Genomic DNA, 24,341 nt, shown 5'->3' on the forward strand with positions numbered 1-24,341 from the left:
AATGAAAGATATAAAAAATAAGTGGCTGGAGCTGATCATTGTATTGGCCGCACCTTTACTTTCTGTAATTGATGTATTCATCATCAACGTGGCGATACCTACCATTAAAAAAGGAGTTCATGCGACTGATGGCGAAATGCAGTTCGTTATTGCGGGGTACCTGCTTGGTTATGCTGCTTTTCTTATTACCGGAGGTAGAGCGGGAGACCATTTTGGAAGAAAGAAAGTTTTCTTTTGGGGAATGTTTGCCTTTACAGTTGCTTCATGCTTATGTGGTCTTTCGCAATCTGCTTTTCAGCTGAATGCAACCAGGATACTCCAGGGGCTCAGTGCATCATTTATGGTTCCGCAAACCATAGCGTTTATACAAGTTCTTTTTACTGATACTAAAGAGCGGGCAAAAGCATTTGGCCTGTATGGTATAACACTTGGAACTGCTGCAGCCATCGGTCAAATGCTGGGAGGATACCTATCGGATACCCATTGGTTCATAGAAGGCTGGAGACTCGTGTTTTTTATCAATCTTCCTATCGGGATCGTTACACTTTGGGCAACTCATAAATACCTCACGGAAACCCCGAAACATGAGTCTACAAAATTCGACTATACAGGAATATTGATTTTAACGCTGGCATTATTTTCCCTTATTTACCCCCTGATCCAGGGTCGTGAAGCAGGGTGGCCGCTGTGGAGTTTTGCATTGCTTATTTTATCAGCCATTTTGTTTACATTTTTTATTTATAATCAGAAAATTAAACTTTCCAGAAATGGAAACCCTTTGATTGATGTAAGATTGTTTAGAATAAAAGATTTCAATATCGGTCTGGTTGCGGTATTATTTCATTTTATGCTGCATACGGCATATCTTTTACTCAGTGCAGTTTATTTACAAAATGGATTGGGTATCTCAGCAATGGATAGCGGATTGTACTTTGTTGTTCCCGGGATTTTATTTATCATATCATCTCTTATGGCGTCGAGGCTGATTGTTATATTTGGAAAAAGAGTATTACAAGTGGGAGTGGTTATTCTGTTTATCGCATTTTATCTCCAGATGACACTTTGGAAACCCGGGATCAGTACCTCGCTGATTATCGGTCTAATGGGAATGTGGGGACTCGGAAACGGATTGGTCCTTCCTTCATTATTAAATGTTGCTCTGAAAAATGTACCTTCACAGTATGCAGGTGCAGCTGCTGGAATCTATTCAACTTTTCAGCAAACAGCGTCGGCACTGGGAGTAAGTATCATTGGAGGTGTGTTCTTTTATTTTTCAAAAGACGGCTGGCAGGAGGCTTACCATTTCGGGGTTATCTGCCTGTTGATTTGCGTTGTAATCGTAGGGCTGATGTTACAGTTACTTCCCGGAGCAAAATCGGTAAACGAAACTAATGGAAAAGTACTTAAAACATGAATCATGGATGATAAAAGGCTAGTATACAAAGATGTTTCTTCTCCTGTCGGATTAATCAGGGTAATCGCTTCAGATGTGGGGCTTGTGGCTATAATCTGGGAAGGGGAAGGTTATAAAAGAACCCAACTTTCTATTCCGGAAAGGAAGAATCAGCACCCTATACTTTTACAGACGGAAAAAGAGTTAAAAGAATATTTTGAAAACAGCAGAAAAGTCTTTGATGTTCCTTTGGATCTGGAAGGAACGGAATTTCAGGTTAAAGTCTGGAAAGCTTTACTGAAAATTCCTTATGGTATGACAAAAACCTACGGGGAAATGGCGAAGATTCTGGGAGATACAAAAGCAGTACGTGCAGTAGGCGGTGCTCTAAATAAGAACCCCATCTCCATTATTGTCCCTTGTCATAGGGTAGTAGGAGTATCAGGAAAATTGGTAGGCTTTGCCGGAGGGTTGGAAAACAAATCAATTTTACTTGATCTCGAGAAAAGCTTCAGAATGCCGTCTTTATTTTAAATTTAATATAAAAAAAAACAGATTGTATGGAATCAACATCGGAGACCAGAGTTTTTAACCTTGAAAATTTCCATCAGCTATGTGAGCATTTAGCAGCTCATGATCAGGATTTAAAAGAAGTTTTAGAAAACCACGGTTACCCGCCGATGTGGACCCGTGAAAACACTTTTGAAACATTAGTCCATATTATTCTGGAACAACAGGTTTCATTGGCTTCTGCTTTAGCTGCCCTCAATAAACTAAAAGAAAAAATGCAGGAGATTACTCCTGAGCATATTCTCAAACTTACGGATGAAGAGTTAAGGAAATGCTATGTAAGCTGCCAGAAGATTGTATATATCAGAGGTCTTGCAGAAGCCATCATAAAAGGTGAAATAGATCTTGAAAAGCTATCGGAAATGTCGGATGACGAAGCACGTAAAACATTAGTAAGCCTAAAAGGAATAGGTAACTGGACAGTTGATGTTTATCTGATGTTTACCCTTCAGCGGGCAGATATATTCCCGATTGGGGACCTGGCTGCGGTCAATGCTTTAAAACGTTTGAAACAACTTCCGTCCAAAGTTGCCAGAGAAGAAATACTTGAAATCTGTGAACAGTGGAAACCCTTCAGGTCTGTCGCTTCTATGATGCTCTGGCACTATTATTTGTCTAATGCGAAAAAGAGGACCGGATGAAAACCGTTATTGAATCGTAGTTTTACGTAAAGATAATCTCAAAATTATTCTTCTTTCAGCTCTTCAAAATAAAGCATTACTTTTTTTTCAGTTTCATCTTGTAAGATTATGTTGTTGCCGAAGAGGACGTTCCTTAATTGCCGGTATAATAAAACTGAATGGCGGAGACATTCCAATAATGAGTGCCGATTGTATTGTGGCAGGGTAAGTTTTAAATCTTCAAGATCCTTAATCTCCAGATCTATTTCCACTTTTCTTACTCCTCTGGGTAAATTCTTGTTTTTGATATGGAGGAGTGGTCCAAAGACACTCATCCTCAAAAAACCTAAAAAGTCAAAGGCTTCAAAATACTCACCTCGACCTACCTTCAGTAAAGCGTAATGTATCCATATCCAAAACCGGTCTTCAATCCACTGATAGTCCGGATACGGAAAACTGGAGACGGAATGGTCGATAACTTTCTGAAGTCTGCCATTTTTGTCAAGAAGAATGGTAGGTGTTTCAACTCTTTCATGAAATTCCTCCAAAGTGACAAATTTTAGATCTACATGCAAAAGAGGGTTGTCATATAAACAAATTAAAAGCCTTGGTTCCCCAACATGCTCACCTGTAAATGCTGAAAGGAAATTACCCAAACGTTTTGCATAATCAATCATCACATTTTTATCTCCGGTAACTTTTTGTTCGGTTACAATAATCAAATCCAGATCAGAAAATTCATCCATCTGATCTGATATCCATGAGCCTCCGACAGCCAAACCGATGATGGTCTCATCAGTTTGCAGAATCTCTTTAGCCTTGTTTGCAAATTCAACCTGTATCATTTCGACGTTTTAATAACGGTATTGTTTTTATATGTCAAGAGGCCTAAATTATAAAAAATAACAAATAGGTGAGCTAATATATTTTAAAGCCATTACGTCTTCGAACCATTCAAGATATGGTAAGTAGGAGCTAAATGTTTCTTTGACTGTTAACCAGGAATCTTAAGAACTGGTGTTTGAGACCAGCATGTCTACCAATTCCGCCACCCGGGCTTGCAATTGGTGTGCATAAAACGGGTTAAAGAATTTGAATATTAAAAATTTTTGATTTTGTTAGTAAATTATACCAAAAATAAAAACCTCCGAAAATACTTTCAGAGGTTTTTTGTACCCAGGACCGGGATCGAACCGGTACTCCTAAGAACTGGTGTTTGAGACCAGCGCGTCTACCAATTCCGCCACCTGGGCTTGCTTTAAATTGGTGTGCAAATATAGAAACTTTTCTTACAATCTGAAAACTTTTTATCAACTTTTCTTTAAAAATTTAATTCGAGGCCATCGTAAGCCAGGTGCATTCCGGGCGGAAGTAATTTATCTTCAACATCATGCAATCCTAAATGATGACTGATATGGGTAAGGAATAATTGTTTGGGTTGAAGCTCTTCAAACAGTTTTATCGTGTCCGGAACTATAAAATGGGCAGGGTGGGGATCAAATTTTCTGATCGCATTTAAGATTAAAATATCAAGATCTTTCAGCTTTTCCTTTTCTACATCGGAAATAAAGCTTGCATCTGTGATATAGGCAAGCTTCTTGAATTTATATCCAAAAATAGCAATCTGATGATGCATGACTTCAATGGGAGTAATCAACGTATCAAGAATGGTAAAAGGCTGGTTTTTTATTTCGTGCAGATCAAAGGCCGGAGCTCCCGGATATCTTACATCCGCAAAGGCATAAGGAAAACGGTTTTTAATTTCGTTTCCCACTCTTTCATTGCAGTATATGGGCATATTCTGCCCGCTTTTGAAGATAAGGGGCCGCATATCATCAAGGCCGATGATATGGTCATTATGTTCGTGCGTAATTAAAGCGATATCTACCGTCGTTTCGTGGTTCACCAGCATCTGCTGCCTGAAATCCGGGCCGCAGTCGATGAGTATTTTTCGGTTTTCTTCTGTAGTGATCATTACGGAAGATCGTAAGCGGCTGTCTTTGGGATTATCCGAAGTGCAGACCTCACATGTGCAGCCAATAACGGGTACACCCTGGGAAGTACCTGTTCCTAAAAATTTCAACTTCATTTTGTTTTGAGGTTGGTATTAATTTTGGTAAATTTACAAAAAATTTAATGTCCTAATGTATCAGAAACTAACTCCTAAACAAAAAGCATTAACAATTAATCTAGATCCTACTATTTATGGTACTTTCGCGGAAATTGGAGCAGGGCAGGAGACTGTTCGGCATTTTTTTTAGAGCAGGAGGCGCTTCGGGTACAATCGCTAAGGCGATGTCCGCTTATGACAAAGATTTTAGTGATGCGATCTATGGAAAAGAAGCTAAAAACAGGTATGTTACTCAAAACAGACTTCGTAAAATGCTTCGCTATGAAGTTGCCTTGATCGAAGAAAGAATTTCAAGAGAAAACAGCCCGAACAGAAAATTCTTTTCCTATGCCAATACGGTAACAACCATCAATTTTGATAAAACGCTTAAAGGCCACGGTTGGGTAGGAATCCGTTTTCAGGTAAAAGAAAACGAAGGTTATAACGAAATCGTTATCCACGTAAAGTTTAAAGAGAATGATGCTACATTGCAGCAGGAGACTCTTGGAAATTTAGGGGTAAATCTGATCTTTGGAGCTTTTACATATTATGATAATCCACGAACCTTAATCGAGTCATTATATGACGACATAGCGACCGACAATCTGGAAATTGATATGATAGATTTCAGCGGACCGGCATTTGATTATGTGGATAACAGGTTGATGTCTTTACAGCTGGTGAAAAACAATATGACGGATGCCGTTATTTTTAATAGCCAGGGTAATAATATGCTTCCTGCAGATATTTTATACAAGAAGAATATCTTTGCGGTAAGAGGAAGTTTCAGGCCGGTGACCAAAGTGAATATCGATATGTTGCAAAACGGTATTGATCTATTTATGAAGGATGCTGCCTGTACAGAAGAACAAACGGAAATCCTGATTGAAATTACCATTTCCAACCTTCGTGCTGATGGTGATATCGATGAAAGAGACTTTATGGACAGGGTGGATATCCTCGGTAAATTAGGATATACCGTAATTGTATCGAACTTCTCCGAATATTACCGATTGATCGATTATTTTGCCTCATATACAAGCGGAAATATAGGAGTTGCGATGGGGGTAAATAATCTGTTAATGGTGTTTGACGAGAAATACTATAAGAATCTCTCTGGAGGAATCCTGGAAGCTTTTGGTAAATTTTTCCGTAACGGAATGAGGGTTTACCTATATCCGTATAAGGATCCTGAAACTCATGAGTTGTTAGATTCATCAACGCTAAAAGTAGAGGAAAACTTAAAAGAGCTCTATAAATATTTCAAACTCAATAACCGTATCGTAGATATTGAAAACTATAATCCGGAATTCCTGGAAATATACTCCAGAGAAATATTGAGAAAAATTGCCTGCAATATCAAAGGCTGGGAAACTCAGGTTCCGGAAGGAGTTGCAGAAATGATCAAAGAGCGTGGAATGTTCGGTTATAAAGAAGAACTTTCCTTCAAACAATTTTCTTAAAACAATAATATAATGTCAGAATTAAAGAAAAGACTTTCTTCTATTCTTGAAAGTCCAAAACATAATACAGAAGAAAAACTTCAGAAAGTTTGCCATCTGTTGGATCAGGAGATTACCTATTTCAACTGGACAGGTTTCTATTTTAAAAATGGAGACAAAGAAGAATTGATATTGGGTCCTTATGTAGGAGCAGAGACAGATCACACCATCATCCCTTATGGGAAAGGAATTTGCGGACAGGTTGCTGTTTCCAATGAAACGTTTGTGGTTCCTGACGTTCATCAGGAATCTAATTATTTAAGCTGTTCGATAGATACAAAGGCAGAAATTGTAGTTCCTATCTTTAAAAATGGTGAAAATGTAGGGCAGATCGATATCGATTCCCACACAATAGATCCGTTTACCAGTGAAGACCGCGAATTATTGGAATGGCTTTGTAATGAAGTTTCAAAGATCCTTTAATCGATCACATCTATAAAAATATAACTCCGGAATTCAAGCCGGAGTTTTTTATTTTATGTCTGAAATCATGGTTTAGGATAACTGTACTCTATGGCATTTTATAAATCAATTTCAGCTACCAGTTCCTTAAAGTAATTTCCACATTTTGCAATATGGGTCCCATACCAGGAGAAAGCTTCTCCATCTACGATGATTATTTTTTTATCAGGGTAATATTCCTTTAATTCTGCAATATGTTTTTCTTTAAAAGGGAAAGGTTCTGATGAAAGCATGATCAGGTCTGTATCCGCCAGGTCGTGAATGGTTACTTCCGGATAGCGGGTTTTATCTTTAAAACTGTTTTCAATACCTATTTCCGTCAAGATCCTGTGAATAAAAGTATCCGCACCCACTGTCATATAAGGGTTTTTCCAGATGAGATAGGCAGCCTTGATCTTAGAGCTGATTTTAGTCTGATTTAAAACCTCGTAGATCTTTAGATTATAGGCTTTAGCCCTTTCTTCTTTTTGAAAGATATTACCCAGAGTTTTCAGTAGATAATAATTGTCTTCAATAGTTTCAACGTTGGTTACAACCACTTTGAAATCTTCCATCAAAGCCTCTACCTGTTCTTTAATGTTTTCTTCTTTATTGGCAAGGATAAGGTCCGGTTGCAGGCCTTTAATCTTTTCGATATTCAGATTTTTTGTTCCACCGATAACGGGAACGTCTTTGATTTTATCTTTGGGATGAATACAGAATTTTGTTCTTCCGATAATCTCATTTTCAGTTAAACCCAAATCAAATAAAGCCTCCGTAATAGAGGGTACCAGAGAAATAACTTTCATTTTTAGACTTTGCCTAAAATTACAAAAGTTTACCGGTTAAGAAAAGTCCGGCTACGGAAAAGTAAATAATTAATCCTGTAACATCCACTAAGGTAGCTACAAAAGGAGCAGATGATGTTGCAGGGTCGAGTTTTAATTTCTTTAGAATAAAAGGAACCATCGAACCGGAAAGTGTTCCCCAAAGCACAATCAATACCAGGGAAACGGCTACGCTTAAACCTACATATACCCAGTGAGCACCATAGCTGAAGAACCCGGCTTCATGCCAGATCATGATCCTTAAAAATCCGATAAGGCCAAGTATTCCTCCGAGGAACAACCCGGTAAAGATTTCTTTCCTCATTACATACCACCAGTCTTTTAATCCGATTTCCTGAAGTGCCATCGCCCGGATGATAAGCGTTGCAGCCTGTGAGCCGGAGTTTCCACCACTGGAGATAATTAATGGGACAAATAATGCCAGTACAACGGCTTTTTGAATTTCATCCTCGAAATATCCCATTGCCGAGGCAGTAAGCATTTCGGAAAAGAATAATATGATCAGCCACATTCCTCTTTTTTTAACCATTTCGATGAGAGAAGTCTGGGTGTATGGTAAATCAAGGGCTTCAAGACCCCCGAATTTCTGGATATCTTCGGTGTTCTGCTGTTCGATCTGGTCAAGGATATCATCGATGGTTACAATCCCTACAAGGACTCCTGATTCCGTAATAATGGGAAGTGCGGTGCGGTCATATTTTTCGAAATAGGTAACTGCATCCTCTTTTGAGGTCATTGTGGTAATGGCAACAAAGTGGTTATCCGTTAATTCCGAAACAAGAGTATCTTCTTCTGCCAGTAATAGACTACCAAGCGCTAAATCGTCAATGAGGCGGTTTCTTTCATCTACTACATACAGATGGTTCATTGTTTCCACCCTTTTTCCTACTTTCTTGATCTGCTGTAAACATTTCTTCACAGTCCATTCCTTACGGATCTGGATGTAATACGGAGTCATCAGACGTGCAATGGAGTCGGAATGGTATCCTAAAAGCTTTAATGCAATCCTCCTTTCCTGTGGGTTAAGATGATTGATTGAATACTTAATAAGCTCATCAGGAAAATCTTCAAACAGGGCAGTCCTGTCATCCGGAGTCATCGCATTCAGGATCTCTGAAACTTCATCACTACCGATACTTCTGATCGTTTCCTCCTGGAAATCAGGATCAAGATGGGAGAAAACCTCTGCTTTGTATTCTTTAGGAACCTTTAAAAACGCCAGGAGCCTCTCATCAGCAGGAAGGTTGCTAAGAGTTTCGGCAATATCGGCAGGATTTAAGATAAGTTCGTCAGTATAATTCAAAGCGTGAGATTTTAGGATATGCAAAAATAATTCAATTTTTTAAAATTGACCAATGATGTGACAAAATTAAGGATTTATTAAAGTTTTACACCTGTATTGAATGGCTATGAAATTTTATCAATAAAAAAACATCCGCTTATTGCGGATGTCCGGTGAAATTTAAATTTCATACTCTGTATTTTATTCTATAGGTTCACAGTTCGGTATATCGGAAGCAATACACATTCCGCCGGAGCAGCACTCCCCGAAGCCACACTGTGATGAGTTCTTACATTTCGTTATCGGACCAGCGCCTTTTATTTCCTTTTGTTGATTCCGGTTTAGTTTTTTTAAGATTTTTCATAGCAGTTTTAATTTTAGTTTTGTTTCAGTTAAGCCTCAATGCATGCAGTTGGTACGCATATGTTATTGCAACACCATGCTCCAAAACATTGGGAATGGTCTGTACATCTTTTAAGAGCTCCTCCGTTAATTGCTTTTTGTTCCTGTCTGTTGAGTTTTTTAAGATTTTTCATGGTAAATAGTGTTTAAATTATACATTCTGTGGTTAATGATATTAAAATTCTAAGCATGCATCGATAACACATGTGCCATTGCAACACCATCCTCCAAAGCATTGCGAATGATCGCTGCATCTTATAAGGCCTCCACCTTTAATTGCCTTTTGTTCCTGTCGGTCTAATTTTTTTTAAATTTTTCATAGTATGTAGGTTTTAGTGAATGACTAATTTAATAAAAATTATTTATTATTCACATTATTGTAGAGTTATTTTTCTGTTGAATATTTTTTTTTATCTATTGAGGCAGAGTTTGTTAACGATAAAAAAACACCTGCGAATATCGCAGGTGTAATAATGAATTTAAAAAATGAAGAGATTTATTTTCTATAATTAAAATTTTATAAGATTAACAAGATGAAATGCTCGATAGATGAATAAGGCAATGTATTAAAACATATTTGCCCTCTTTATGTAGATTTATTGAAGTATTTCATGGTGTGTTAATTTTTAGTTTATGACTAAATTAACAAAAATATTTGAATTATTCACAAATAATTTTAAAAATTTTTATCAAAATTTATTAAAATTGTGATATGTAATGAATTATGAAAAAAAATAGAATTGTTAGAATCCTGCTTCTGAGGAAGGTTTTATTTTTCTTAGTTTCTTAAGAATCGCTTTTATAGCTCCGTTTGTTCCGATTTTTATAGAATTCTCTGCAGAACCCAGGAGACGCATATTTTTCCGGTAGGTATCATAGTCGGATTCTGTAATAAGGTTGCCGGTTGCGTCAAAAAGTTTCATACTCACAACAACCTGGTTGGAGAACACATACTTTCCAATTCCCACTTTAAAGTATTTAACTTTCGGAACGACGGCAAAATCAGCATCATTGTTGATGCAATAATCAGCAATCGTCTGTGCATCCACGCTGTCAAAGGGAATCTGGATTTCGGTACGCAGCATTTTATTCTTTTTATAGCCGCTTAAATTATCTGAAACAGCACTGAAAAATGCATGATTGGTAGGTTCTTTTATTTCATCAATATCAGGCTCTACCTCGGGATTGAAGTATAAAACCTTTTTTATCCTATCCTCAGAAGAAGCACCCTTTTGTGCTTTCACTGAAATACTGATCAATAAAAAAATGGAAACCGTGGTAAAAAGTAAAGTTTTTCTCATTTGTCTTCGTTTGCAAAATTACTCTCTTTTAATGGGATGGCATACATTTTATTAAGAAATTTTTAACATTTTTTTCTATCATTTTTGATATATGAAATCAATAATGTTTTGCCGGATTAAAAATTAGTCGTACTTTTGCACCCGTTACATAATAATCATTAAACAATATTGGAATGTACTTAACAACAGAAAAAAAGCAGGAAATTTTCTCAAAACACGGGAAATCTGCACAGGACACAGGAAGTGCTGAAGGGCAAGTAGCTCTTTTCACTTACAGAATCAATCACTTATCTCAACACTTAAAGGCGAACCGTCACGATTTTGCAACGGAAAGATCTTTGGTGAAATTAGTAGGTAAAAGAAAAAGTTTACTAGATTACCTTAAAAATAAAGATATCGAAAGATACAGAGCAATTATTGCTGAACTAGGTTTAAGAAAATAGTCTACAAGATTTTCAAAAAAATAAAAAAGCAACTTCTCACGAGGTTGCTTTTTTATTTTAACAATAAATTTAAATTTAGTTAATAATATTATTAATTTATACCAAATGAATACTTAGATTTGCCAATCTTAAACTAAACTGATGTTTTTAAGGCATTTCTACCTGATTGTATCCGGCCTTATTTCTGCTTGCTGCTATTCGCAGGAAAATGAAATACCAAGACCATCTTCATTCGTTCTGTCTGGCGGATTTGAATATGGTAATATTCTACGGACTAACGAACCGTTAAAAGGATACAAGAATACTAATTATACCGGCTATTCTGTTCAGATCCTTAAACAAACCGCAGGTAATAAACATTGGGAAAAACAATATAATTATCCCCAATATGGTATTGGATTCTTTGCTTTCGATTTTCTTGATAATAAAGAGATGGGATCACCATTTGGAATATATGGTGTCTACAATGCGAAACTCGGACAATGTGGAAAACTGAAGTGGTATCACCATGTAGATTTTGGAATTGCTTTTAATTCAAATCCATTCGATGAGGATCATGGATATTACAACACGTCTTTAGGATCCAGAACAAATATGTTCATCAGTTTGGGTACGGGAATGTATTATGAACTCGGTCGTCATTTTGACATCGGACTGAATCTGAAATTCAATCATCTTTCGAACGGATCATTAAAGTTTCCGAACAAAGGATTGAATACTTTTGCTCCACAGATCAGCCTTGTCTATTATCCCGAAAGAGCAGTTCCGCGAACCAATGATTCAATTTCATTTAACACAAAGAAATATAACACCCTTGAAGTTTCGGCTTTCGGAGGGCGGAAAAATATTTTTTACAGGGGCGGGCAACGCGAGGAATTGAAAAAACTTTATGAAGGTTTTAATTATTCCGTTTATGGGGTAGAAGCTTTTTATATGCGTCAATATTCTTCTAAGTCGGCGTATGGACTTGGAGTGGGCATTACTCATGACGAACAGTACAACCACACCATGTATGTGGCTGATAGTACACTTTACCAGCAAAAACGTTTTTCACATGATCAGTTATTGTTTAGTGTAATTCCTTCTTACAGGTTGATCATCGGTAAATTGAATGTGAATGTAGGAGCGGGTTATTATCTGTTTAAGAAAGAACGTAAATACGACAGCCCCGCTTTTTTTCAAAAAATAGGATTACAGTACCAGATCACAGATCGCCTCTTTGCTTCTTTTGGGATCAACGCGTATGACCTGCACATTGCAGACTATCTTGAATGGAGGATCGGATATACTTTTTCCAGAAGGGAAAGAAGATAGGGATCTGTATATATGCTCACAAAAAAAGCTTCATTTAAAATATTCCTTTACTGTGAAATGGATCATTTTAAATGAAGCCGTATTATTTTATTCTGTATTTTAATTAATGCCCTGACTTTGCTTCCGTGCTTTTCACATGTCCCAGATACCGGGTGCAGTAAGCTCCGAAAATAAGGATAACCAGATAACAGAATACAGGAATGATAAAGGAATGTTGTACTCCGAACTGATCAGCAAGGTATCCCTGGAAAATAGGAACAATAGCACCTCCCAGAATTGCCATAACTACTAAAGATGATCCCTGGCTTGTGTATTTTCCCAGCCCGGAAATAGCAAGCGTGTAAATATTGGAGAACATGATTGAATTGAAAATTCCTATTCCTAAAATACTGTACATCGCCAGTTCACCATGATTGACCATTGCTGAGATGAGCAATGCGACATTTACAGCGGCAAAAATAGATAGTGTCCTTGCAGGAGCAGCTTTGCCTACAAAGAATGCAACGAAGTTAAGTACAATAAATACAAGGAAAAAGCTGATCTGCGAAAATGTAAGATTAACGATACTGAAGATCACCAGGAAAACCAAGCTTGCGGCACCTGCCATATAAATGGCTTTTCTTCCCTGACTGATAGACTGGTTCAATGAAATAGCACCAAGAAAACGGCCGATCATAGCACCTCCCCAATACAGGGAAAGGTAATTCTTACTGATGATTTCATTAAAACCCATTACCTGGGGCTGTTCCAGGAAGCTGATGATAAAGCTGCCCACAGCAACTTCTCCTCCTACATAGCAGAACATTGCAAAAACGCCAAATTTAAGATGGCTGAATTCCAATGCTCCCCAACCTTTTACGATTTCTTCTTCTGCCGTCTGGAAAGAAGGTAGTTTTACTCTTGAAATCAGTAAGGCAACCAGTAACAGGATAGCTGCAAAAATAAGATAAGGAATCCTGGTGGCTACGGCACTGAATGATCCGTCCGGAGCCGAGAAGAATTCGAAAATAAGATGTCCGCCCAGCACCGGGGCTATGGTGGTTCCGAATGCGTTGAATGCCTGGGTCATGTTCAAACGGCTTGAGGCAGATTCTTCGCTTCCCAATAAAGAAACATATGCATTGGCCGTGATCTGTAATACGGTAAACCCTAATCCTAAAATAAACAAAGCTCCAAGAAATAAAGGATAATAAGAAAAAGTAGCCGCAGGATAAAATAAAATACATCCGAAAGCTGCCAGGAAAATACCGAAGATGATTCCTTTTTTATAGCCTACTTTATTAATGGGGTCTCCTTTGGAGATAGAAATAAAGAAGTAGATTAATGAGCCGATGAAATAGGCGCCGAAGAAGCAAAACTGAACGAGCATAGACTCAAAGAAAGTGAGGCTGAAAAGCTGTTTCAGATAAGGAATCAGGATATCATTCATACAGGTAATAAACCCCCACATAAAAAATAACAAGGTAATGGTGATCAAAGGAACCGTATAATTCCTGTTTTGCGACTTTACTTCTTTATTAATCATAAACATTTATTTAAAAGAAAGAGATGATAATACGCTCCTTCATTGGGTTATAAAAAGATGAATTTTTTAATATGTTTTTCCCGGAAGAAAATAGATTTAAAAAACAGGGCAAATATAGGGGAACAACTTTTTTTTCTGCAACTTTTAAGAGGCTTTTTATGTTAATTTTATCGTTAAATACAATTATTATCTCTAATTGAGACAAAAACAAGACTAAAATAAACTGATGTTGAAAAATAAAAGGCTGAAAAGTAGAGTTATAGGAGTAATAGATTCGTTGAGGAACATCCTTAAATTCTTTGTCGCTTTTTCTGATCAGGCAATTTTTTAGACGCTCAAATAAGTGATTGAAGGATAGTTGATTACTTCCCATGCCTCTTTTCTTTTTTATAGTGCCAGTTACCGGGAAAATAGTTTATCTTTGCAAACAAAATTTAGACGAATTTATATCAATCACACTCAATACGGAGTGTTTAAACAAAATTATTTATGAGTATACCTCAAGCGTTTACAGAAACGATTACTCTTGCAGACGGCAGAGAAATCACTATTGAAACAGGTAAATTAGCAAAACAGGCTGATGGTTCTGTAGTAGTAAAAATGGGTGGAACAATGCTTTTAGCAACTGTTGTAGCCAATAAAGAAGCTAATCCTGGTGTAGATTTCTTACCATTAACAGTAGATTACAGAGAAAAATTCTATGCAGGAGGAAAAATTCCTGGAAATTTTTTCCGTAGAGAAGCAAGACCTTCAGATCAGGAAATTTTAACCATGCGTTTGGTGGACAGAGTTCTTCGTCCGCTTTTCCCTGAAGATTTCCATGCGGAAGTTCAGGTAATGATTTCCCTGATTTCTTACGACGGACAATCTATTCCTGATGATTTGGCAGGTTTGGCGGCTTCTGCTGCAATTGCTATTACCGATATCCCTTTCAACGGACCGATGTCTGAAGTGAGAGTGGTAAGATTTGACGGAAAATTAGCGATCAATCCACGATATGAAGATCTTAAAGATTCTGAGCTGGATATTATGGTTGGAGCTACCAAAGACTCGATCGTAATGGTAGAAGGAGAGATGAAAGAAATTTCTGAGCAGGAAATGCTGGAAGCGATCATCTTTGCACATGCCGAAATTAAAAAGCAAATTGAAGCTCAGGAAAGACTTGCTGAAAAAGTAGGTAAAGCTTTCCCGAAAAGAGAATACAACCACGAAATTCATGACGAAGATATTCGTGAGAAAGTGTGGAAAGAAACATATGATAAAGTATACGAAGTTGCCAAGCAACCTTCAGGTAAAGAAGAAAGAGGAGAGAAATTCAAAGCTGTTCTTGAGGAGTTTTTAGCACAATATGTTGATAATCCTGAAGAACTGGAAAGAGTATCACCTTTCGCAAAAGTATATTATCATGATGTAGAAAAAGAGGCTATGCGTCAGATGATCCTTGAAGACAACATCCGTCTTGACGGTCGTGATCCTAAAACGATCCGTCCGATCTGGTCGGAAATTGATTATCTTCCTGGAGCGCACGGTTCCGCAATTTTCACAAGAGGAGAAACACAATCATTAACAGCTGTAACTTTAGGATCTGTAAAAGATGCGAATATGGTAGACAGCGTGATGGCGAATTATGACGAGAAATTCTTCCTTCATTATAACTTCCCTCCGTTCTCAACAGGTGAAGCCAGACCTTTAAGAGGAACTTCAAGAAGAGAAGTAGGACACGGAAATCTTGCTCAGAGAGCTTTACAGGCTGTAATTCCTGAAGAAAATCCATACACGATCAGAATTGTTTCCGATATCCTGGAATCTAACGGTTCTTCTTCTATGGCAACTGTTTGCGCAGGAACATTAGCATTAATGGATGCCGGAGTACAGATTACAAAACCGGTTTCCGGAATTGCGATGGGACTTATTACCGATACTAAATCCGGGAAATTCACGGTACTTTCCGATATCCTTGGGGATGAAGATCACCTGGGAGATATGGACTTTAAAGTAACGGGTACTGCAGAAGGAATCACGGCTTGTCAGATGGACATTAAAATCCAGGGGCTTTCTATGGATATCATGGAGCAGGCTTTAATGCAGGCTAAAGACGGAAGATTACATATCCTTAATAAAATTACGGAAACAATTGCTGAGCCTAGAGCTGATGTTAAGCCTCATGCACCGAAAATGGTGGTTATGGAGATTGCAAAAGACTTTATTGGTGCAGTGATCGGGCCTGGTGGAAAAATCATTCAACAATTACAAAAAGATACGGATACTGTTATTGCTATTGAAGAAATAGGCGAGATCGGACGTATTGAAATTGCAGGAACAGACAGAGAGAAAATCAATGCAGCTGTTGCGAAGATCAATGAAATTACTTTCGTACCGGTAGTTGGGGAAGTATACAAAGGGAAAGTAGTGAAAGTAATGGATTTCGGAGCTTTTGTAGCGATTGCAAAAGGTACGGAAGGTCTTCTTCACATTTCTGAGATCGAATGGTCACGTCTTGATAAAGTTCCTTACGCTGAAGGAGATGAAGTAGAAGTGAAGTTTATGGGTTACGATGACCGTAAGAAAATGAAATTATCCCGTAAAGTTTTATTACCAAGACCTCCAAAGCCGGAGCAAAAACCGAGACAGGAAAGACCTGAAGGTGGTAAACCTGCAGCGCAAGCGCCAAAGGAAAATGAAAAGCCTTCAACTGAAGCATAAGATATAGCTTTTAATAGCATAAAAAATCCCTCCACAAGAGGGATTTTTCTTTTGGGATAATCCTGATTCATTATATAGTTTTAAATAACCGGTCAACTTCTTTTTGAGAAAATGCATCGGGGCATACTTTGTAAAACTCTTTAAGAAGATCCGTACTTGCAGGCTTTTTAGGGTATTGATTATGTAAAAGAAAATTCTTGAGTGCCTGATTTACCCTTTCTTCACCAAGCAGCTCACTTAGTTGCACCATCGCTACTGCACCTTTGGAATAGGCGATATGAGGTTCCTCTCCGGTTGCTTTGTAAATGGGCTTGTTTTCTGATAATCCTTTTTCGTTATCATAGATCTGCTGATGCATTTCTATTCTGTCGAGCATTTTTTGTTTTCCATGCATCTTCTTATACAGCATCATTTCAGTATACATGGCTAAGGTTTCCGTAAGCATTACAGAACCTTCCCTGTCATCGGGATCAATCTGGCTGTTGCCCCACCATAAATGGGAAAGTTCATGTCCTGCCAGTTCATTAATTACATCCTGTTTTTTATCTGCATGAATATTCGCATGAAAGATCATGTCTTCAGGCATAAAGATCGCTGATGGATAGGCTGTGGCTGCAAAACCTTTTGTATAAGAAGAAATTTCAGCGAAGTTGACTGATTGGAACGGATATTTTCCAAAATTGCCTATACAATAATCTAAAGTCAGTTTCGCATTATTAATTAAATGAAAGACATTTTCACTATGATTTGCATGATAAAAGACATTGATCAAAATACCTCTATACCTGACACTTTTACGATTATAATCAGCAGAGGAAACGGCAAAACGAAATGGAATGCCTTTGGCTGCATATTGAAAATGTTTTCTTTTACCCTGTGTCCATTCTTTAATTAAATCTCCGGTTCCGACTGCTGTCTGATCCTTTTCAGTTGAGACGGTCATCGTAAGATTAATAAAATCATTCAGGAATATTTCGGGAGCTTCCGGTTTCTTAAGGCCAGTTGTTTTACCCAATTTATAATCCATTCTTTGTTTCTCATCCTGAAGTTCATAACTTTTTTGATAGCCAATACTTGGATAGTATCTGCTTATCCGCATAAACGAACCGTTTTTAATAACAGCATTGAATGAATCGTGTCCGTTTACTGCATACCATTGATAGGAGAGTGTGAAATTTAAGGTTGCAGTCTCATTGGGCTGTAATGGCCGGTTTAAATGTATTGCTGCAGTTCCTGTACGGATCTTTACAGACTCGGAAGAAGTAGTAAGAACAGCAGATTGGATTTTTAGATTCGGATGGAAGTTAAATAAAATTTTATCAATAGCTTTGGTTGTGGTGTTGGTAATAGTATATTTCCCTTCAATTATATAAGAAGATTCGGACGGGAAAAGCTTGATTTCTGTGCTGACATCTGTTATTACAGGCTGAGGGAGTTGTTCAAAGATCTTGAATTTTTTTTTCGTACAGAACAGCCTTAGTAATTGATTCTTCTTTATTCTGAGGAATGTATCCTTTCATAAAATGATATCCGCTAAAAATACCGGCTGCTAAAAGAATAGCGATACCCAACCATCGATTTTTATTCCATTTTTTTGTAGCAACAGATCTGTTAAGGATCCATAGAAACGCAACCAAACCTATTCCAAAGAAGAGTCTTTCAGCAAATGCTGTTGTATAGATTCCATAACCGTTAAAGTCGCTGTAAACCCCTTTAAAATCTGAAAATATCCTCAGCAAAGGGTATGGAATAATCTTTTTCGAAGCCGGGCCTGCAAAAATAAAAACGACAAGAACGGAAATTCCTAATGCTATAAACCTGTTTTTACTAAAGTCATTAATCAGCAATATAAAACCGGAAAATAACAGCAATGGTAACGTATTGAAAAGGATTGTGCCTGAATAGGCAATCCAGTCAATATGGAAATAATGGTAGCCAAGCTGGAAGGTCAGGCCTTCTATGATAAGGATACCTGTAAAAAAGAAAATGAGAATACTAGCGGAGAGAAGATGTCCGGATAATTTATTTTTTGAAAAGTGGGTGCTTTTTTCGATCAGGATAAATCCTGATGACTGACTTCTCCAATACAGGTCGTTAATGAAGTACGTCATGATCAACAATCCGAGTAGATGGAAATTTTCTGAAATGGTTGTTGCCATGAGACCTGAGCTTGCATACTTTTGTGGTAAACGGATTCCTTTTTCAATTTCAGCATACATTTCCATACCGACTGCAAACAATAGCAATATAGAAACCGCAATAATGCTAACACTTTTAAAAAGGTAAATCAGATCGATTTTGGCAAAGGAAAGAACAGATCTGAAGGAGGCCCTGAATCCAAAATCTGATTCGGCAGTAATATAATCCGACAACACAATATAAGGAGCGGAAAAAAGATCATTTTTCTTTCCTGATCCTTTATCTGAAGAGGTTGTAAAAGAAAATAAACGATAAGATAAAAATAAGAACAGTCCTGAAAATACAATAAAAATCAGCCTGTTCGTCAATAGATATCCTGAAAGAGGAGTGATAGAATGGTTCTTTTGGGCCACCGAAAATACCTTTGCCTCAAGGAAATAGGCAGATAATCCAAAGGGATCAGATAGTGCAGAGAGCTGCTGAGTCTCTATTGATTGAGGTAAGCTTCCCGCCATGAAAGGTGAATTGGAAAATAATAATACAACCATATACAGAACGTATAACAGCAGGCCGCCGGTTACTACCAGGAGCTTTCTTTTGGTACTGTAGGCAATGAAAAATAAAAAACTACAGACTAAGAGACAGTTGATGAATCCTAAAATCACTACCGGATATAGATAATACCAGAGATTGAAATAGGGCTGCATCTCACTTCCTGTCCTTGTATTTTGCCCGAGAATAAAGCCAATAATCAAAAACAGGAAGCTCAGGAAGGTTTGCAGGAAATAGTTCAGAAACTTTCCTTGCAGATATGTTCTTTTTGAAAGAGGTAAAGAAAACAGGATCATATCAAATTTCGAATCCCAATCCTTAAATAGCTGCTGACTTGCGTAGATAATCGCAAAAAATATAATAGAAAGGCTCAACATACCCACCATAAACCCGATGGAATAAGGTGAGTTCAGATAAATACCTTCTCCGACAGTCAGGTTGAACTGGCTTCCGCAAAATGTACCCAGAACGACTAAAGTGAAGGCAATAATATAACTGAGCCAGTGCTTTATGTTGCGTCTGGCTTCAAATAAAAGTAATGAGTTCATGATTATGGTTTTTGAGTGAGGCTATGAAAGTATACATGTTCCAAAAGAGGAGGAACAGCATTGAAATCTTTTGGTTGATGGGCTGCGAAAGTCGTGATATACAGTTCCCTTTCGATCAGCTGTTGGCTGATGATCTCATGAGTTGCCTGATAATCCTCCCATTCATTTCTGTTGATCCGTTTTGACCAGATTTTATGTTCTAATTCTGAAATAAGGTCACCGGGTTTCCCTTTTCGGATAAGCTTTCCTTTATTGATAATAGCCATCTCAGAACATAAATTCCGGACATCTTCTACAAGATGAGTAGAAAGGATCACAATAACATCCTTGCTGATATCATTGAGTAAAGAATTAAAACGGTTGCGTTCTTCGGGATCCAGTCCTGCCGTAGGTTCGTCCACAATAATGATTTTAGGGTTTCCTAATAAAGCCTGGGCAACTCCAAAACGCTGTTTCATTCCGCCTGAAAAAGTATGGACTTCTTTGTTCCGGAAATCTGACAGGTTTACTTTTTCCAGCAATCCGGAAATCTGTCTTTTTCGAAAGGCGTTGTCTTTTATTCCCTTTAAGATAGCAATGTGATGCAATAAGTCGTAAGCTGAAACTTTAGGATAAACTCCAAAATCCTGTGGTAAGAACCCGAGGTTTTGTCTTATAAAATCAGGCTCCCTGGAAATATCAATACCATTGAAAATAATATTTCCCGAACTCGGTTTCTGGAGGCCAACGATGGTTTTCATTAAAGAGGACTTTCCGGCTCCGTTCGGACCCAGTAAACCGAACATGCCATTTCCTATTTCCAGTGAAATGTCTTTAATTGCCTGGAAGCCATTTTTATAGGTAAGGCTCAGGTGGCTAATGGATAATGTATTCATGATTTTGAATTTGGATAATACAATAGCTGGCAACGTTTCCGTTGCTTTTTTTATGATGTTGAAAAATAAGTTGTTGTATCTAATTACTAATGAAAATGAGCTGACAGTTAAAGGGTGTGAGTTGATAGGTGAAAACTAAAGGCTAAGGTCATGGACAATTTCGCTTTCTTACCGATATCATGCATCTTTTATCTCGTTTCCACCACTATTCTCTATACTCTAAAATATCTCCCGGCTGGCATTCCAGAATTTTGCAGATAGCTTCGAGGGTATCAAAACGAACCCCTTTTGCCTTTCCCGTTTTCAGAATGGATAAATTGACAGGCGTGATTCCTAATTTTTCTGCCAATTCCTTACTCTGCATTTTTCGCTTGGCAAGCATGACATCTAAGTTGACTATAATTGGCATTTTATATAAATAGATCTTGTTCGTTTTGCAAATGTAGCCCTTGCCTGAAGATATTAGCAAGAAACAGGCAGAAAATTCCTAGCATGAAATGGATAAAAACCAATCCCCATATAATACTTTCGACCTCTGTAAAGAAACTTGCGATGATCACAAGCGGTAGTGGAAGGAAAATATTGTACAAGTAAAATCTCTTCAATTGTAAAATGTTAACCTCCGTAAATAGTTGCGGTTGAAAGAACACTTTAAAAACTTTTGCTGAAAACCAGAAAAAAATACCATATGTCACTAAAACGGCCATGAAAGAGAATATAATGTAAGGATAATTGTTTTCAATGTTGAGAAATGGCTGTTCAGTAAAAGGATAATTGATATGTAAATATTGATCCTCTTTATAAGGAGTTACCGCAAAACCTGTAGTCATACAGAAAAAGGAATAAAGTGCTGTAATAAGATATCCTCCTGATAATACCAGGCAGATATAGTATAAAATTTTTGCAATAGTTTTAGTTTGATTCATAGCATGATCATTAATTGATAATGCAAATGTATAATTAATTATCGTAAAACAATAATTAATTAAAAAAAAATATTTAAAAATAAAAAAGTCCTGATATATCAGGACTTGGAGTAATGTAATGTTAATGGGCCATTTTTACGAATGATCTCGATTAACATGTATTGAACCCAAAGTAAATAAAAACAGCATATGTGCTAAACAACTATTTTCTGAGCAGTTACTTTGGGTATAATAATTAAATAATCGTAACCCGCCAATAGTTTTTTTAGGGTGCCGGATTTTACGGAAGTCTTTTGTTTTTTTATTTCAGCATTGATCTTGGTAAGGTCAAAGAGGAGCCATTCATTTTCCTTATGAACCAGGCGATAGAAGGGTCTCAGAAAAAGAATGTATTCTGCATCATTATTTTCAGCAAAGAAAGATCCTGTTTTTCCATTTTTTTGAATAATGGCAATATGTAAGGACTTTTCGTGGTCTTTTTCGGCAAGATTAAATGCAACATTTCCTATATCAGGGCTATTTTGCAGTAGACTCTGATCTTTACCGGCATGACTGGCTCCAAACTTGAAAAGATTTCTTTTTCCTATTATTTTGTTCTGGTTTTCAAGAAGATTTTCCTTCATCGAAGCTATTTTCAGGAACTGAGATTCGTCTCCCTTTTGATTATTTTCCAAAGCATATATTGTATTGCTTTGTAGCAGCTTGTTTAAAGCCTTATGCTCATATTCAGACAAATCTAATTTTTGAATATCTGCAATACGGGTCCTGAAATCGTTGCAAAACAAATAGGGCTGGTTTTTGCTGTCATCAATAGTCCGATAACCCTGTCCGGATTTGAACGTGTTCCATCTCTCATTCGATTCTTTCAGTAAAGATTCATATTTTGCTTTTGCTATTTTATTGGATGTCCTTGCAATAAGCTCTCTGAAGATCACTGCATCAGAATTGTAATAAATCTGATCAAGGCCTATGACGTTTTTCTTATTTTGGAAAAAATAATCCAGAAGGTCATGGTCTTTGTTAAATGAGAAAAACGAAAATCTACCGTTAGAGCTGGAAACAATTGATTGGTATTCTTTATTTTTCTCGAAGTCTTTTTTAAGGATATCAATGGTAAGCTGATCTGCTTCCGTAATATAGTTGTCGAAGTTGATATTGTGAGTAAGATAAGAAGTAAAATCCAGGACCTCATTATTAAGATGGTCTTCACCGATCAGAACATATTTGTGTTTAGCAATCGTTTCAGTCAGGTTACGAATTCCTTCACCGGAAAAATGATTATTCTCGAAATTTATGATTTGATAATGTTGTGAAGCAATTTTAGTAACTAATGAATCTTGAGCCTGAATGGTACAGCCTAACAAGAAAACCGTTAAAAAATAGATTACTTTCATTATTTTTTTCACAAATTTAAATTTCTGTTTTACTCAAAAATTGTAAAAATGTAAAGGACCCGAAATGAATAGATAATCTCTTTAAATAAAGTTGCCTTAGAAAAAGGCAACCTTATTTTCTTTTTGGTGGTTTATGAGTCTATACAACTCCCGGATCTTTATTTTGAATGATATAGCTTTTTCCTGATTTCGATGAGGTTCTGAGTTGTCCTTTCCAGATCCGGTGTGTCTGGTAGGTTAGAACTGGGATAATAATGCTCTATAGAAAGGACCAGGTTTTCAGCTTTTTCCATTACGTGATCATAAGATCTTTTTCCTGCTTTTGTATCAAGTAACTCATCACGGTTCTCTACGCGGATCTGCATCGAACCTGTTTTTAGAATATGCTCGCAGGATTGCAGTAATCGGATGGTGTGCATCATGTTTTTGCTGTCATAGTTCTGCCCATGAATCTGGTTGACATTGTAACGGTCCTCATTGCGCTCAGCTACCCATTTCCAATATTCCCTATAGTCTTTACAGTAAACAGAGTAGGCATCCAGATTGCAGAACAGATAAGCAGTTGGTTTTTCATCCTTAGGAACAGATGATACAGAAACCTGATTTGCATCTTCATTCTGAATAATCCCCTTATATCCCAATGTTCCCGATTCATCGTAAAATAAAGCAAACATACCCTTAGTATGATCAATGCTTACCAATCCGCATTGTTCCTGTGAGAGACTATTCTGTCCTTCCGATATAGAAAACTCATGCAACCATTTTTTCAATGAAACGGAACCCTGTCCTGCAAGGATAAAACAGAAATCCAGGATGGATTTCTTTCTTTATCAATCGGATTTACAATCTTTTTATTAAGACCTTTTGCCTTTTTAATCTGTGAAACCGCGTAACCTGCAAAGGTATCTTTACAGAGTTTTGACAGGAAATCCTCCGTTTTCAGCAGATCCATCAACGGATGTTTGTACAGGATACAGTCTTCCGGACTTGCCAGAATTTCCAGGATATTGGGATTGTTCTTTTGCAGCAATTCTACAAATCTCCCGATTTCATAATAGGTAATATCATTGGTCTCATTGGAAATCTGGGGGATGTAGTTCAATCCAAAGAAATCCTCCTTGGGAAGGTAATAAACTCCTTTTATATCCGTGTCGGAACTCTCCGTTGCCAGCCCGATATCGGTAGTAAATTTGGGAATGAGGGAGTAGATTGAATTTATCAGATGGTTTCCAATAATGCATTGATGCAATTAGGAAAGTTAGAAATGAAAATAGTCTATTATTTAGAAAAGTTTCTTAGAAAGTTTATTTTCCAAAATAAAGAGAAAATTAAAAAGGAAGCAAGGCTAAAAAATAAAGTAATCTCAATTCTTGATTTTGTTATTGAACGTGGATCAATACATGGATATTTGCTTAGAGAAAGTATATTATAAACGTATATTTTCTTATATAAT

The 24,341-nt window shown here is 37.2% G+C and carries 20 protein-coding genes, 1 tRNA gene and 2 pseudogenes; 8 read left to right on the forward strand and 15 right to left on the reverse strand.

All coding sequences use genetic code 11. The annotated features are described in order from the left end of the window. The first annotated feature begins 1 nt into the window (after nt 1). From ACJ5H0_RS16505 to ACJ5H0_RS16515, 3 genes are read left to right on the forward strand one after another with little or no spacing between them, the layout of a single operon-like run. Entirely contained in the window at nt 2-1,414 is a 1,413-nt protein-coding gene (locus ACJ5H0_RS16505) for an MFS transporter (RefSeq protein WP_411250632.1), read from the forward strand. A 3-nt stretch (nt 1,415-1,417) separates the two neighbouring features. Continuing rightward, nucleotides 1,418-1,927, forward strand: coding sequence for a methylated-DNA--[protein]-cysteine S-methyltransferase (locus ACJ5H0_RS16510; RefSeq protein WP_411250635.1), 510 nt, complete (start codon nt 1,418-1,420; stop codon nt 1,925-1,927). A gap of 26 nt (nt 1,928-1,953) precedes the next feature. Beyond that, the gene (locus ACJ5H0_RS16515; RefSeq protein ID WP_411250638.1) at nt 1,954-2,604 is read left to right on the forward strand and encodes a DNA-3-methyladenine glycosylase family protein; all 651 of its coding nucleotides are present in this window, start codon (nt 1,954-1,956) and stop codon (nt 2,602-2,604) included. A 44-nt stretch (nt 2,605-2,648) separates the two neighbouring features. Here ACJ5H0_RS16515 and ACJ5H0_RS16520 read toward each other — a convergent pair whose 3' ends face one another. The 3 genes from ACJ5H0_RS16520 to ACJ5H0_RS16530 all read right to left on the reverse strand — a co-directional run bounded on the left by ACJ5H0_RS16520 (nt 2,649) and on the right by ACJ5H0_RS16530 (nt 4,672). Continuing rightward, on the reverse strand, nt 2,649-3,428 hold the full coding sequence (locus tag ACJ5H0_RS16520; RefSeq protein WP_411250640.1) for a hypothetical protein: 780 nt from the start codon (nt 3,426-3,428) through the stop codon (nt 2,649-2,651). Between the two features lie 328 nt (nt 3,429-3,756). After that, nucleotides 3,757-3,836 (reverse strand) — tRNA-Leu (locus ACJ5H0_RS16525). Between the two features lie 68 nt (nt 3,837-3,904). Further along, entirely contained in the window at nt 3,905-4,672 is a 768-nt protein-coding gene (locus ACJ5H0_RS16530) for an MBL fold metallo-hydrolase (protein WP_411250644.1), read from the reverse strand. Between the two features lie 55 nt (nt 4,673-4,727). Between ACJ5H0_RS16530 and ACJ5H0_RS16535 the strand changes: the two are divergent. Both ACJ5H0_RS16535 and ACJ5H0_RS16540 read left to right on the forward strand, forming a co-directional pair. Then, nucleotides 4,728-6,156: pseudogene (locus ACJ5H0_RS16535) on the forward strand (TonB-dependent receptor). Between the two features lie 12 nt (nt 6,157-6,168). Further along, nucleotides 6,169-6,618 carry a GAF domain-containing protein gene (locus ACJ5H0_RS16540; protein WP_411250647.1) on the forward strand — a complete coding sequence of 150 codons (450 nt, stop codon included), beginning with the start codon at nt 6,169-6,171 and terminating at the stop codon, nt 6,616-6,618. A gap of 98 nt (nt 6,619-6,716) precedes the next feature. On the opposite strand, the gene ACJ5H0_RS16545 is transcribed toward ACJ5H0_RS16540, so the two are convergent. The 4 genes from ACJ5H0_RS16545 to ACJ5H0_RS16560 form a co-directional block, all read right to left on the reverse strand. Then, nucleotides 6,717-7,445 carry an ABC transporter substrate-binding protein gene (locus ACJ5H0_RS16545; RefSeq protein ID WP_411250652.1) on the reverse strand — a complete coding sequence of 243 codons (729 nt, stop codon included), beginning with the start codon at nt 7,443-7,445 and terminating at the stop codon, nt 6,717-6,719. A 19-nt stretch (nt 7,446-7,464) separates the two neighbouring features. Next, a complete protein-coding gene (mgtE, locus tag ACJ5H0_RS16550) occupies nt 7,465-8,787 on the reverse strand; it encodes a magnesium transporter (RefSeq protein ID WP_172276892.1) in 1,323 nt (440 codons plus the stop codon). Nucleotides 8,788-9,158: 371 nt separating this feature from the next. After that, the gene (locus ACJ5H0_RS16555; protein WP_172276895.1) at nt 9,159-9,302 is read right to left on the reverse strand and encodes a bacteriocin-like protein; all 144 of its coding nucleotides are present in this window, start codon (nt 9,300-9,302) and stop codon (nt 9,159-9,161) included. 609 nt (nt 9,303-9,911) lie between these two features. Beyond that, complete coding sequence (locus ACJ5H0_RS16560; protein ID WP_345989897.1) at nt 9,912-10,469, reverse strand: pyruvate decarboxylase; 558 nt, start codon at nt 10,467-10,469, stop codon at nt 9,912-9,914. Between the two features lie 173 nt (nt 10,470-10,642). On the opposite strand from ACJ5H0_RS16560, the gene rpsO reads away from it, so the two are divergent. Both rpsO and ACJ5H0_RS16570 read left to right on the forward strand, forming a co-directional pair. After that, the gene (gene rpsO / locus ACJ5H0_RS16565; RefSeq protein WP_172276901.1) at nt 10,643-10,912 is read left to right on the forward strand and encodes a 30S ribosomal protein S15; all 270 of its coding nucleotides are present in this window, start codon (nt 10,643-10,645) and stop codon (nt 10,910-10,912) included. 141 nt (nt 10,913-11,053) lie between these two features. Continuing rightward, a complete protein-coding gene (locus tag ACJ5H0_RS16570; RefSeq protein ID WP_411250659.1) occupies nt 11,054-12,226 on the forward strand; it encodes an acyloxyacyl hydrolase in 1,173 nt (390 codons plus the stop codon). Nucleotides 12,227-12,329: 103 nt separating this feature from the next. Here ACJ5H0_RS16570 and ACJ5H0_RS16575 read toward each other — a convergent pair whose 3' ends face one another. Beyond that, entirely contained in the window at nt 12,330-13,751 is a 1,422-nt protein-coding gene (locus ACJ5H0_RS16575; protein ID WP_172276907.1) for a sugar MFS transporter, read from the reverse strand. Nucleotides 13,752-14,240: 489 nt separating this feature from the next. Here ACJ5H0_RS16575 and ACJ5H0_RS16580 point away from each other — a divergent pair, with 489 nt between their 5' ends. After that, entirely contained in the window at nt 14,241-16,454 is a 2,214-nt protein-coding gene (locus ACJ5H0_RS16580) for a polyribonucleotide nucleotidyltransferase (protein WP_345989892.1), read from the forward strand. 70 nt (nt 16,455-16,524) lie between these two features. On the opposite strand, the gene ACJ5H0_RS16585 is transcribed toward ACJ5H0_RS16580, so the two are convergent. The 7 genes and pseudogenes from ACJ5H0_RS16585 to ACJ5H0_RS16615 all read right to left on the reverse strand — a co-directional run bounded on the left by ACJ5H0_RS16585 (nt 16,525) and on the right by ACJ5H0_RS16615 (nt 24,122). Then, nucleotides 16,525-17,553, reverse strand: coding sequence for a M1 family aminopeptidase (locus ACJ5H0_RS16585; protein ID WP_411250663.1), 1,029 nt, complete (start codon nt 17,551-17,553; stop codon nt 16,525-16,527). 340 nt (nt 17,554-17,893) lie between these two features. Continuing rightward, complete coding sequence (locus ACJ5H0_RS16590) at nt 17,894-19,693, reverse strand: ABC-2 transporter permease (protein WP_411250666.1); 1,800 nt, start codon at nt 19,691-19,693, stop codon at nt 17,894-17,896. Nucleotides 19,694-19,695: 2 nt separating this feature from the next. Beyond that, nucleotides 19,696-20,568, reverse strand: coding sequence for an ABC transporter ATP-binding protein (locus ACJ5H0_RS16595; protein ID WP_411250669.1), 873 nt, complete (start codon nt 20,566-20,568; stop codon nt 19,696-19,698). A 205-nt stretch (nt 20,569-20,773) separates the two neighbouring features. Further along, the gene (locus ACJ5H0_RS16600) at nt 20,774-20,977 is read right to left on the reverse strand and encodes a helix-turn-helix domain-containing protein (protein ID WP_040995723.1); all 204 of its coding nucleotides are present in this window, start codon (nt 20,975-20,977) and stop codon (nt 20,774-20,776) included. 1 nt (nt 20,978) lies between these two features. Continuing rightward, on the reverse strand, nt 20,979-21,494 hold the full coding sequence (locus ACJ5H0_RS16605; RefSeq protein WP_273647279.1) for a DUF2975 domain-containing protein: 516 nt from the start codon (nt 21,492-21,494) through the stop codon (nt 20,979-20,981). A gap of 194 nt (nt 21,495-21,688) precedes the next feature. Beyond that, on the reverse strand, nt 21,689-22,888 hold the full coding sequence (locus ACJ5H0_RS16610; protein ID WP_411250672.1) for a hypothetical protein: 1,200 nt from the start codon (nt 22,886-22,888) through the stop codon (nt 21,689-21,691). A 158-nt stretch (nt 22,889-23,046) separates the two neighbouring features. Further along, a pseudogene (locus ACJ5H0_RS16615) lies at nt 23,047-24,122 on the reverse strand (DNA polymerase beta superfamily protein). Nucleotides 24,123-24,341: the final 219 nt, after the last annotated feature.

The organism is Chryseobacterium proteolyticum (assembly GCF_046591535.1).
In the GTDB taxonomy this organism is placed as follows: domain Bacteria; phylum Bacteroidota; class Bacteroidia; order Flavobacteriales; family Weeksellaceae; genus Chryseobacterium; species Chryseobacterium proteolyticum.